Genomic DNA, 12,590 nt, shown 5'->3' with positions numbered 1-12,590 from the left:
TTAGGGGCGCAACGGGCTAACAACTGTAGGAGCAAGGCGACAGGTACCTTGACACGTACCGGTTTGAAAAAAAAGTGAGTCGCCGTAAGGGCGAAACCCTAAGTGGCCGTTACCGCAGAAATGGATATGTACTCCACCTCTCTCCAAATCGCGGACAAAAAAAACCCGCCAAACACTGTTCAGCGGGTTTCTCATTTCAGCGGCAGGCAGATCAAAAATCCTCCAACCGCCACACTTCATAAGCCGGCGTCTCATAGGGATGACTCTGCTTCAGAGCCATCACCACAGAACGAATCAACTCATCCGCCACGACAAGCTCAACCTTCCATTCCTCAACCTGCTCGACCTGCCCCGCTCCACCAATAAACGGCTGACTGCCATCCAATGGACGAAACTGGCCAAGGCCGAGCACTTGCCATGCGCAATGGTCGTAAGCACCAATCCGTCCGCCACCGGCGGCGAATACGGCACTTTTGACCTGTTCCACATGACTGGCCGGAACAAAAAAGGAAAGTTTATACATAGCCTTCAGTTAACCCGCTCTTAGTTAACCCAAACACGAGCATTACGGAACATACGCATCCAAGGCGCGTCTTCGTTCCAGTCTTCCGAACGCCACGAGTTCTGCACCGCGCGGAACACACGCTCCGGGTGAGGCATCATGATCGTCACGCGACCGTCGCGGCTGGTCAAACCGGTGATCCCGCGCGGSGAGCCGTTCGGGTTGGCCGGGTAGCTTTCGGTGACCTTGCCGTGGTTGTCGACAAAGCGCATCGCCACACAACCCGACAGATCAGCTTCCAGCAACGCTTCTTCGCTGGCGAACTCGGCATGACCTTCACCGTGAGCAATAGCGATCGGCATACGCGAACCGGCCATGCCTTGCAGGAAGATCGAGTTCGATTCCTGAACCTGAACCATCGCCACTCGGGCTTCGAACTGCTCGGAACGGTTACGCACAAAGTGCGGCCAGAACTCGCTGCCCGGGATCAGCTCGTGCAGGTTGGACATCATCTGGCAACCGTTGCACACGCCGAGGGTGAAGCTGTCGTTACGTTCGAAGAAACCCTGGAACGCATCGCGAGCGCGGCTGTTGAACAGCGCGGACTTGGCCCAGCCTTCACCGGCGCCGAGAACGTCGCCGTAGGAGAAACCGCCGCAAGCGACCAGACCTTTGAACTCGTTCAGGTCGACACGGCCGGCCAGAATGTCGCTCATGTGCACGTCGATCGCGTTGAAACCGGCGCGGTCGAACGCGGCCGCCATTTCCACCTGACCGTTGACGCCCTGCTCACGCAGCACGGCAACCTGTGGGCGGATGCCTTTCTTGATGTAAGGCGCAGCGACGTCCTGGTTGACGTCGTAGCTCAGCTTGACGCTCAGGCCCGGGTTGTCTTCTTCCAGCAGCACGTCGAACTCTTGTTCGGCGCAGTCGGCGTTATCACGCAGACGCTGGATCTGGTAGCTGGTTTCGGCCCACTGACGTTGCAGCAGACGACGCTGACCTTCGAACACGGTTTCGCCGTTGAAGGTGATGCTGATCTGGCCGTTGTTCATCGGCTGACCGATCACCGACACGCAGTCACCCAAACCGGCAGCGCTGAACTGCGCGAGGATGTCTGGAGTAGCGTCCTGGCGAACCTGGATCACGGCGCCCAGTTCTTCGTTGAACAGGATTGCTGCGATGTCGGCGGAGGTTTCTGCCAGACCGTCGAGGTTCAGGCTCAGACCGCAATGACCGGCGAAGGCCATTTCCACGGTGCTGGTCAGCAGACCACCGTCGGAACGGTCGTGGTAAGCCAGCAGGTGACCGTCGGCGTTGAGGCCCTGGATCACGGCGAAGAAGGCTTTGAGGTCTTCGGCGTCGTCGACATCCGGTGCTTGCGAGCCGAGCTTGCCGTGAACCTGGGCCAGGATCGAGGCGCCCATGCGGTTTTGGCCACGGCCCAGATCGATGAGGATCAGGTCGGTGGTGCCCTTGTCCATGCGCAGTTCCGGCGTCAGGGTCTGACGGATGTCAGCCACAGGCGCGAAACCGGTCACGATCAGGGACATCGGCGAGGTGACGGTCTTGTCGACGCCTTCGTCGTTCCAGCGCGTGGCCATGGACATGGAGTCCTTGCCCACCGGAATGGTAATGCCCAGCTCTGGACACAACTCCATGCCGACCGCTTTCACGGTGTCGTACAGACGCGCGTCTTCGCCTGGGTGACCGGCAGCGGACATCCAGTTGGCCGACAGTTTGATGTCGGAGATTTTGTTGATGCGCGAAGCCGCGATGTTGGTCAGGGTTTCGCCGATGGCCATACGGCCCGACGCCGGAGCGTCCAGCAGAGCCAGCGGAGTGCGCTCGCCCATGGCCATGGCTTCACCGGTGTACACGTCGAAGCTGGTGGCGGTGACGGCAACGTCGGCTACCGGAACCTGCCACGGGCCGACCATCTGATCACGGGCCACGAGGCCGGTGATGGTGCGGTCGCCGATGGTGATCAGGAAGCTTTTGCTCGCAACGGCCGGGTGATGCAGGACGCGTTCAACGCAGTCTGCGATCTCCAGGGTCGACGGATCGAAATCGTCGCCCATTTCGTTTTCACGAACGGCCGAACGGTGCATGCGCGGGGCTTTGCCCAGCAGCACTTCCAGTGGCATGTCCACCGGGCTGTTGCCGAAGTGACTGTCGGTGACCGTCAGTTGCGGCTCGGCAGTGGCTTCGCCGACGACAGCAAACGGGCAACGCTCGCGTTCGCAGATCGCCTGGAAGCGTTCGAAGTCAGCCGGGCCGACCGCCAGGACGTAGCGTTCCTGGGATTCGTTACTCCAGATTTCGTGCGGGGCCATGCCCGGCTCGTCGTTTGGAATGTTGCGCAGTTCGAAGCGACCGCCACGGTTGCCATCGTTGACCAGTTCCGGGAAGGCGTTGGACAGACCGCCCGCGCCGACGTCGTGGATGAAGCTGATCGGGTTGTGTTCACCCAACTGCCAGCAACGGTCGATGACTTCCTGGCAGCGACGTTCCATCTCAGGGTTTTCGCGCTGTACGGAAGCGAAGTCCAGGTCGGCCGAGCTGGTGCCGGTAGCCATTGAAGAAGCCGCGCCGCCGCCCAGTCCGATCAACATGGCTGGACCGCCGAGCACGATCAGCTTGGAGCCAACGATGATCTCGCCTTTCTGCACGTGTTCGGCACGGATGTTACCCATACCGCCGGCCAGCATGATCGGCTTGTGGTAACCGCGAACTTCGTCGCCACGCGGGGTGGTGATCGACTGTTCGAAGGTACGGAAGTAACCGGTCAGTGCCGGACGACCGAATTCGTTGTTGAACGCGGCGCCACCCAGTGGGCCTTCGATCATGATGTCCAGCGCGGTGACAATGCGCTCAGGTTTGCCGTATGGCACTTCCCACGGCTGTTCGAAGCCCGGGATCTGCAGGTTGGACACGGTGAAGCCGGTCAGGCCAGCCTTTGGCTTGGCACCGCGACCGGTTGCGCCTTCGTCGCGAATCTCGCCACCGGAACCAGTGGACGCGCCCGGGAACGGGGCAATCGCGGTCGGGTGGTTGTGAGTTTCGACTTTCATCAGGATATGCACCGGTTCCTGCACCGCGCCGTACTGGCGGGTTTCAGGGTCCGGGAAGAAACGGCCGGCGACGTTACCGACGATCACCGAAGCGTTGTCCTTATAAGCTGACAGAACGCCTTCGCTGTGCATCACGTAGGTGTTCTTGATCATGCCGAACAGGCTTTTTTCCTGGCTCTGACCGTCGATGTCCCAACTGGCGTTGAAGATCTTGTGACGGCAGTGCTCGGAGTTCGCCTGGGCGAACATCATCAGTTCGATGTCGTGCGGGTTGCGCTTCAAGCCGACGAAGGCATTGACCAGATAGTCGATCTCGTCTTCGGCCAGGGCCAGGCCCAGCTCGGTGTTGGCTTTTTCCAGCGCGGCGCGGCCGCCACCCAACACGTCGATCGCGGTCAGCGGTTTCGGCTCGGCATGACTGAACAGGCCGGCGGCTTGTTCAAGGTTGCCGAGGACGATCTGGGTCATGCGGTCGTGCAGCGCATCGGAGATCAGTTGCGCTTCGGCGTCGCTGAACTGGCCGGCGACGTAGAACGCGATGCCACGTTCAAGACGCTGGATTTTCGTCAGGCCACAGTTGCGAGCGATGTCGCTGGCTTTACTGGACCATGGCGAGATGGTGCCGAACCGCGGCAACACCAGGAACAGACGACCGGTTGGCTCTTGTACCGGAACACTTGGGCCGTACTTCAGAAGGCGCGCGAGCACCTGCTGTTCGTCGCCGGTCAGGACGCCGGTAACTTCGGCGAAGTGAGCGAATTCAGCATACAAGCCGCTGACAGCCGGGACCTTCTGGCTCAGTTGCTCAAGGAGTTTGCTGTGGCGAAAGGCAGAAAGGGCAGGAGCGCCGCGCAGGATCAACATCTTCGGGACAGCCTCGGGAAGGGGTGTGCTTTGAGGCCGTGCATTCTAGCCTAAACAGGCCGCGACATCACCCGAAACGGTACGGGCGGCTGCACCCGGGCGTCGGGCCGGGTGTTCGGACCTCGAACCGGCGCGCGCCGAGCGTTATCTTTTCTGTCACAAAATGCTGCTCGGGCCCATTCCTGCGGGCTCCGGAGCGGTTTTCAGTTGCCTAGCAGACAAGCCCTTCGCTGTCGAGATATGGCGCTCGTGGTCCTTTGCGTATACTGCGCAGATGTTTTCCCCAACGGCTTTGCGTCCGCGGTTCGCCAAATGGCTGATCGCAACCGGACTCTTCCTTGTGCTCGGTGGCTGTGTTGATAAACCCAACACGCTGGAGCGCGTAAAGGAGGATGGCGTGCTGCGGGTGGTTACCCGTAACAGTCCCGCCACCTACTTTCAGGATCGCAACGGTGAAACCGGCTTCGAATACGAGCTGGTGAAGCGCTTCGCCGACGATCTGGGGGTGGAACTCAAAATCGAAACCGCCGACAACCTCGACGACCTGTTTAATCAGGTGGGCAAACCCAACGGCCCGGTGATCGCTGCTGCCGGCCTGGTCAGCAGCGAAGCACGTAAAAAGCAGGTGCGGTTTTCCCACTCCTATCTCGAAGTCACCCCGCAGATCATCTATCGCAACGGCCAATCCCGGCCGACCGACGCGAAGGATCTGGTCGGCAAGAAGATCATGGTGCTCAAGGGCAGCACCCACGCCGAGCAGTTGGCGGAGCTGAAAAAGAAATTTCCCGGCATTGAATACGAAGAGTCCGACGCCGTTGAAGTCGTCGACTTGCTGCGGATGGTCGATGAAGGTCAGATCGATCTGACCCTGGTCGATTCAAACGAAGTCGCGATGAACCAGGTCTACTTCCCCAACATACAAGTGGCCTTCGACCTCGGTGATGCCAGCAACCAGAGCTGGGCAGTGGCCGCTGGCGACGACAACAGCTTGCTCAACGAGATCAACGACTACCTCGACAAGGTGAAGAAAAACGGCACCTTGCAACGTCTCAAAGACCGCTATTACGGGCACGTCGATGTACTGGGTTACATGGGCGCCACCACCTTCGCCCAACACTTGCAGCAACGTCTGCCCAAATACGAACAGCACTTCAAGGCGTACGCCAAGAAAGAGAAAGTCGATTGGCGCCTGCTGGCCGCAGTCGGCTATCAGGAATCGCTATGGCAACCGGCCGTCACGTCGAAGACCGGCGTGCGTGGCCTGATGATGCTGACCCAGAACACCGCGCAGGCCATGGGTGTGTCCAACCGACTGGACCCCAAACAAAGCATCATGGGTGGCGCCAAGTACCTGGCCTACATGAAGGATCAGCTGGATGAGTCGATCCAGGAGCCGGATCGCACATGGTTTGCACTGGCGGCCTACAACGTTGGCAGCGGCCACTTGGATGACGCGCGCAAACTGGCGGCCAAGGAAGGATTGAACCCGGACAAGTGGCTGGACGTGAAAAAGATCCTGCCGCGCCTGTCCGAGAAGAAGTGGTTCAGCAAAACTCGATACGGCTATGCCCGTGGCGGCGAACCCGTTCACTTCGTGGCGAACATCCGCCGCTACTACGACATCCTGACGTGGGTGACGCAGCCACAGCTGGAAGGCAATCAGGTCGCCGAGGGCAACCTGCATGTGCCGGGGGTCGACAAGACCAAACCGAATCAGGAAACCCCACAGCTTTAACGACCATCACCAATCAAATGTGGGAGCGGCGGTGCGACGATTCGACTTGCTCGCGAATGGGGTGTGTCATTCAACAGATAAGTTGACTGATATTCCGCATTCGCGAGCAAGCCCGCTCCCACATTTTGGTTTTGTGTTCGGCTTAGGCTTTTGCGGCGGCCAGAATCAGCGCTTTCATTTCCGACACCGCCGACTTGAACCCGACGAACAACGCATGAGCCACCAGCGCATGACCGATGTTCAGTTCGTTGATGCCCTTGATCGCGGCTACTGCTTCAACGTTGTGGTAGTGCAGACCGTGGCCAGCGTTGACGATCAAACCTTGAGCCAGACCAAACGCCACGCCATCCGCCACACGCTGGAGCTCTTCAGCCACATCGGTCGGCGTCTCGGCATCGGCATAACGACCGGTATGCAGCTCAATAGCCGGCGCACCCACACGACGGGACGCTTCGATCTGCCGCTCGTCAGCATCAATGAACAGCGACACTTCACAGCCGATCTTTGACAGGCGATCCACCGCCGCCTTGATCCGCGCTTCCTGCCCTGCCACGTCCAGACCACCTTCGGTCGTCAGCTCCTGACGGGTTTCCGGTACCAGGCAAATGTGCGCCGGACGAATGCGTTCGGCGAACGCCATCATCTCTTCGGTGACGCCCATTTCGAAGTTCATGCGGGTTTGCAGCACATCCTTGAGCAGCAACACATCGCGCTCCTGAATGTGCCGACGGTCTTCGCGCAGGTGCACGGTAATGCCGTCAGCGCCCGCCTCTTCCGCGTCCAGTGCTGCCTTGACCGGATCCGGATAGCGCGTGCCCCGGGCCTGACGCAGGGTGGCAACATGATCGATGTTCACGCCAAGAAGAATGCGATTGCTGGTGGTCACGGAAGCGCTCCTGAAAATGGAAAAGTTCGGCGCACAGCATACACGGGGAGATAGGGTCTGTTGATGTTTGGCAGCGGCCGCGACGGATGACCACTTGGTGCAGGGCAAGGCGCGAGGAACGTAGTTTGGTTGTTCCAAATAAGTTCCGAGCAACGCAGCCCTGCGCCAAGTGGGCGCCCGGCGCAGCCGCTGCCAAGCATCAACAGACCCTATGGCTTGCGAAACAACTCGCGACTCACCAAGGGACGACCGCCCAGATGAACGGCCAGTGCCTGGCGCATCAAGCGCTTGGCTGCCGATAGTGCACCAGGGGCTGACCAATCTGCATCGGCCATGGCCAACAGTTCGGTGCCGTTGAACAGACCGGGTTGCAGCAGGTAGACCCGTTCGAGCCCCGCATCCACTTGCAGACGGTAGAGACCGTCCGGCGCGATGGGCTCGCCATGGATGTCGGTGGTCAAGGCGAAGCCGTAACCGAGATCATCGAGCAGCCGCCACTCGAAGGAACGCAACAACGGTTCCAGCGGACGACCTTCGGCAAGCGCAAGCAGGGTCGCGGCGTAGTGGTCAAACACAGCGGGATGCGGGTCTTCGGACGGCAACAGCCGAATCAACAGCTCATTGAGGTAGAGACCGCTGAACAACGCCTCACCATTGAGCCAGGTGGAAACGCCAGCGCTTTCCATGCGACCGACGTTCTTCAATTCACCACGCCCACGGAACTCGATCTCCAGCGGCACGAATGGCCGCGCCAGCGTTCCGGCCTTGCCCCGAGCACTGCGCAACACCGCCCGCAGCCGACCTTGCGGCGTGAGGAAATCCACCAGCGCGCTGTTTTCGCGGTAAGCGCGACTGTGGAGCACGAAGGCGGGTTGGCCGATGGGCTGGGACATAAAGCTCTCGATGAAGGATTGCAGTTTTTCTGACAACCCAAAACCAATGTGGGAGCGGGCTTGCTCGCGAAGGCGGTGTGACAGTCAACATCAATGCTGAATGTTACATCCTCTTCGCGAGCAAGCCCGCTCCCACAGTGGATCCATGTGCTGCCAGACGATTTACAGGTCGCCGTAACCCAGCGAACGCAAGGCGCGTTCGTCGTCGGACCAGCCGCCTTTCACCTTGACCCAGAGGTTGAGCATGATCTTGGAATCGAACAGCAATTCCATGTCCTTGCGCGCCTCGGTGCCGATGCGTTTGATCCGCTCGCCCTTGTCGCCAATGATGATTTTCTTCTGGCCGTCGCGCTCGACGAGGATCAAGGCATGGATGTGCAGGGTTTTGCCCTGCTGCTTGAACTCTTCGATTTCGACGGTGATCTGGTACGGCAGCTCGGCGCCCATCTGGCGCATGATTTTCTCGCGTACCAGTTCAGCGGCGAGGAAGCGGCTGCTGCGGTCGGTGATCTGGTCTTCCGGGAAGAAGTGATCGTTTTCCGGCAGGTAACCGGCAATCACGCGCTCCAGCGTTTCGAGGTTATGCCCGTGCTGGGCCGAGATCGGCATGATCTGCGCGTTCGGCAACTGTTCCTGCAACCAGGTCAGGTGCGGCATCAGCTCGGCTTTATCTTCGATGCGGTCAGTCTTGTTCAGCGCCACGATCAGCGGGCCGGTCACGTACTGGACGCGCTCAAGGACCATCTGGTCTTCGTCGGTCCACTTGGTGCGGTCAACCACGAAGATCACCACGTCGACGTCTTTCAACGCCGCCGAAGCGGTCTTGTTCATGTAGCGGTTCAGGGCTTTTTCGCCACCTTTGTGCATGCCAGGGGTGTCGACGTAGATCGCCTGCACGGCGCCTTCGGTCTTGATGCCCAGCATGTTGTGGCGGGTGGTTTGCGGTTTGCGCGAGGTGATCGCCAGTTTCTGACCCAGGATGTGGTTCAGCAGCGTGGACTTGCCCACGTTGGGACGGCCGACGATGGCAACATAGCCACAGCGAGTTGCAGTTGAATCAGTCATTGCCATTCTCCACACCCAGGGCAATCAGTGCTGCGGCGGCCGCTACCTGTTCGGCAATACGACGACTCACACCCTGACCTCGGCTTTTTTCATTCAGTAAGGTGATTTCACATTCGACGAAGAACGTCCGGCAATGTGGCTCACCCTGGATATCCACCACTTCGTAACGTGGCAGCTCACAACCACGCGACTGCAGGAATTCCTGCAGGCGGGTTTTTGGATCTTTGTTGGTGTCGACCAGCGTCAGGCCTTCGAACTCCCCGGCCAGCCAGGCCAACACACGCTCGCGCGCCATGTCCATGCCGGCATCCAGGTAGATCGCACCAATCAGCGCTTCAAGGGCATCGGCCAGAATCGACTCGCGACGGAAACCGCCGCTTTTCAATTCACCGGAACCCAGGCGCAGGTATTCGCCCAGATCGAAACCGCGAGCCAGTACGGCCAGGGTCTCGCCTTTCACCAGGCGTGCGCGCAAGCGCGACAACTGACCTTCGCGAGCCAGCGGGAAGCGATCGAACAACGCCTCGCCAGCGACGAAGTTAAGGATGGCATCACCGAGGAATTCCAGGCGTTCGTTGTTACGCCCGGCAAAGCTGCGGTGAGTCAGGGCCAGGACCATCAGTTCCTGATCCTTGAAGGTGTAGCCGAGCTGACGCTCGAGACGGCTTAAGGAGACGCTCACGGTTTACCCACGCTGAGTTCGTGGTTGGATTCCACCGCCATCGCCGTGATGCGGCGCAGGCTTGGGACAATTAACGCTGTGTTCAAAAATAACGTCCTGAATATCATTGTTTTCATGCTTCTGGTGCCGATTATGCCGGTTCCAGAAATGCATTCGGCGCTGTGTTCAACAGCGCCGTGTGTGATTACTTGATCAGGCCAACCCGCGAGAAATTCGGCAGGTGACTGAGTTTAGGTTCCGGCCAGCTCATCCAGACTGCGAAGGCCTTGCCGACGATATTCTTGTCGGGAACCATGCCCAGCAGATCCTTGGGAATGCTCGGATCATCCCAAAAGCGACTGTCGTTCGAGTTGTCGCGGTTGTCGCCCATCATGAAGTAGTGCCCGGCAGGCACGGTCCACGAGTGGTCCGGCGTTGCGCGGTAACGGCTCATTTCCTTGCGGATCAGGTGCTCGGCAACGCCGAGTTTTTCCTTGTAGAGCTCAGCGCTGCCCAACGTGCCCGGCTCGGAGCCGACCAGTTGTTCGGCAACCGACTCACCGTTGACGAACAGACGCTTGTCGGCGGTGTAACGAATCTGGTCACCCGGCAGGCCCACCACACGTTTAATGTAGTTGACGTTCGGATCGCTAGGGTAACGGAACACCATCACATCGCCGCGCTGTGGATCACCGACTTCGATGACTTTCTTGTCGATCACCGGCAAGCGGATCCCGTAAGAAAACTTGTTCACCAGAATGAAGTCGCCAACGTCCAGGGTCGGTTTCATCGAGCCGGAAGGAATCTGGAACGGTTCCACCAGGAACGAACGCAGTACCAGCACGATGAACAACACCGGGAAGAACGACTTGCCGTACTCGACCAGCAGCGGCTCTTTGTTCAGTTTCTCGACCACCACCCCATCAGGCTGGCTGACGCTGCCCTGATAGGAGGCAATGGCGGCACGCCGACGCGGCGCCAGGAAAACCAGATCGAGCAACGCCAACAGGCCGCAGACGAACACGGCGATGACCAGCAACAGCGGGAAATTTAGTGACATAGGACCTAACTATCCAACCTGAGCACTGCAAGGAAGGCTTCTTGTGGAATTTCCACGTTACCGACTTGCTTCATGCGTTTTTTACCGGCCTTTTGCTTTTCAAGCAGTTTCTTCTTACGGCTAACGTCACCGCCGTAGCATTTGGCCAATACGTTCTTTCTGAGCGCCTTGACAGAGGTCCGCGCAATAATCTGCCCGCCAATGGCGGCCTGGATCGCGACGTCGAACATCTGACGTGGAATCAGTTCTTTCATCTTCTCGGTCAACTGGCGACCTTTGTAGTGCGCGTTATCCTTGTGCACGATCAACGCCAGGGCGTCGACCTTGTCACCGTTGATCAGCACATCCAGTTTCACCAGATTAGCCGATTGATAACGATCGAAATGGTAATCCAGCGAAGCATAGCCACGGCTGGTGGATTTCAGACGGTCGAAGAAGTCCAGGACCACTTCGTTCATCGGCAAATCGTAGGTCACTTGAACCTGGGTGCCGAGGAACAGCATGTCGTGCTGTACGCCACGCTTCTCGATGCACAGGGTAATGACGTTGCCCAGGTGCTCTTGCGGCACAAGAATATTGGCCCGCACGATCGGCTCGCGCATGTCTTCGATCGAGGACAGGTCTGGCAGCTTCGACGGGTTGTCGACGTAGATCGTTTCACCGGTTTTCAGCAGCAGCTCGAAAATTACCGTCGGCGCCGTGGTGATCAGGTCCAGGTCGTACTCGCGCTCCAGGCGCTCCTGGATGATTTCCATGTGCAGCATGCCGAGGAACCCGCAACGGAAGCCGAAGCCCAGTGCGTCGGAGCTTTCCGGGGTGTATTGCAGGGACGAGTCGTTGAGCGTGAGCTTTTGCAGGGCTTCACGGAAATCTTCGAAGTCGTCGGAGCTGACCGGGAACAGGCCGGCGTACACCTGCGGCTGAATGCGTTTGAAGCCTGGCAGCACGTCGACGTCCGGCGTGGAGCTCAAGGTCAGGGTGTCACCGACCGGTGCACCGTGAATGTCCTTGATACCGGCGATGATGAAGCCCACTTCGCCGGCCTTCAGGTCAACGGTGGCGGTGTGTTTCGGGTTGAAGACACCGACGCTGTCCACGAGGTGGATCTTGCCGGTGGACTTGACCAGGATCTTGTCGCCCTTCTTCACACGACCGTGACGCACGCGAACCAGGGAAACAACGCCCAGGTAGTTGTCGAACCAGGAGTCGATGATCAACGCTTGCAGCGGATCTTCATAGTTGCCGGTCGGCGCAGGAATGGTCTTGACCAGACGCTCCAGCACTTCGTCGACGCCCAGACCGGTCTTGGCACTGCACTCGACCGCGTCGGTGGCATCGATGCCGATGATTTTTTCGATTTCTTCTTTCACGCGGTCCGGATCGGCCTGAGGCAGGTCGATCTTGTTCAGGACCGGCATCACTTCCAGGCCCTGCTCAATCGCGGTGTAGCAGTTGGCTACCGACTGCGCTTCAACGCCCTGACCGGCATCGACCACCAGCAAGGCACCTTCACAGGCCGCCAGCGACCGGCTGACTTCGTAGGTGAAGTCAACGTGGCCCGGGGTGTCAATGAAGTTCAGCTGGTACTTGATGCCATCGCGAGCGGTGTAATACAGGGTGACGCTGTGGGCCTTGATGGTGATCCCGCGTTCACGTTCCAGGTCCATGGAGTCCAGAACCTGGGCTTCCATTTCGCGCTCGGCAAGGCCGCCACACATCTGGATGAAGCGATCGGCCAGCGTCGACTTGCCATGGTCAATGTGGGCGATGATGGAGAAATTGCGGATATGACTCAAATCACTCACGGATCAACACTCAAAAAGGCTGCAGGCATAGCCCGCCGAAAAATA

Annotated in this window: 9 protein-coding genes; 1 reads left to right on the top strand and 8 read right to left on the bottom strand. The window is 59.2% G+C overall.

What is annotated here, in order from left to right; genetic code table 11:
• Positions 1-211 precede the first annotated feature (211 nt).
• Both ASC74_RS20675 and purL read right to left on the bottom strand, forming a co-directional pair.
• Complete coding sequence (locus ASC74_RS20675) at positions 212-523, bottom strand: Nif3-like dinuclear metal center hexameric protein (RefSeq protein WP_056743604.1); 312 nt, start codon at positions 521-523, stop codon at positions 212-214.
• A 20-nt stretch (positions 524-543) separates the two neighbouring features.
• Positions 544-4,440 (bottom strand): phosphoribosylformylglycinamidine synthase, encoded by a 3,897-nt coding sequence (gene purL, locus ASC74_RS20670; RefSeq protein ID WP_056743602.1) that lies wholly within the window; start codon positions 4,438-4,440, stop codon positions 544-546.
• A 274-nt stretch (positions 4,441-4,714) separates the two neighbouring features.
• On the opposite strand from purL, the gene mltF reads away from it, so the two are divergent.
• Positions 4,715-6,175 carry a membrane-bound lytic murein transglycosylase MltF gene (gene mltF / locus ASC74_RS20665; RefSeq protein WP_056743601.1) on the top strand — a complete coding sequence of 487 codons (1,461 nt, stop codon included), beginning with the start codon at positions 4,715-4,717 and terminating at the stop codon, positions 6,173-6,175.
• A gap of 142 nt (positions 6,176-6,317) precedes the next feature.
• Here the strand turns inward: mltF and pdxJ are convergent, their stop codons facing one another.
• From pdxJ to lepA, 6 genes are all read right to left on the bottom strand, one after another.
• Positions 6,318-7,061: a pyridoxine 5'-phosphate synthase gene (gene pdxJ / locus ASC74_RS20660; RefSeq protein ID WP_056743599.1), complete on the bottom strand. Its 744-nt coding sequence runs from the start codon at positions 7,059-7,061 to the stop codon at positions 6,318-6,320.
• Positions 7,062-7,270: 209 nt separating this feature from the next.
• Positions 7,271-7,954 (bottom strand): DNA repair protein RecO, encoded by a 684-nt coding sequence (gene recO, locus ASC74_RS20655; RefSeq protein ID WP_056743597.1) that lies wholly within the window; start codon positions 7,952-7,954, stop codon positions 7,271-7,273.
• A gap of 162 nt (positions 7,955-8,116) precedes the next feature.
• The gene (gene era, locus ASC74_RS20650) at positions 8,117-9,019 is read right to left on the bottom strand and encodes a GTPase Era (protein ID WP_008151577.1); all 903 of its coding nucleotides are present in this window, start codon (positions 9,017-9,019) and stop codon (positions 8,117-8,119) included.
• Positions 9,012-9,701: a ribonuclease III gene (gene rnc / locus ASC74_RS20645; protein ID WP_010463056.1), complete on the bottom strand. Its 690-nt coding sequence runs from the start codon at positions 9,699-9,701 to the stop codon at positions 9,012-9,014. The genes era and rnc overlap by 8 nt, the downstream gene beginning before the upstream one ends.
• 184 nt (positions 9,702-9,885) lie before the next feature.
• Complete coding sequence (gene lepB / locus ASC74_RS20640; protein ID WP_056743595.1) at positions 9,886-10,740, bottom strand: signal peptidase I; 855 nt, start codon at positions 10,738-10,740, stop codon at positions 9,886-9,888.
• Positions 10,741-10,745: 5 nt separating this feature from the next.
• Positions 10,746-12,545, bottom strand: a complete 1,800-nt coding sequence (gene lepA, locus ASC74_RS20635; protein WP_008151572.1) for a translation elongation factor 4 — start codon at positions 12,543-12,545, stop codon at positions 10,746-10,748.
• Positions 12,546-12,590: the final 45 nt, after the last annotated feature.

This window comes from Pseudomonas sp. Root329, assembly GCF_001424925.1.
Lineage (GTDB): Bacteria > Pseudomonadota > Gammaproteobacteria > Pseudomonadales > Pseudomonadaceae > Aquipseudomonas > Aquipseudomonas arabinosi.
The sequence above is the reverse complement of the archived record's forward strand: the minus strand, read 5'-3'. Positions and strand labels throughout refer to the sequence as shown.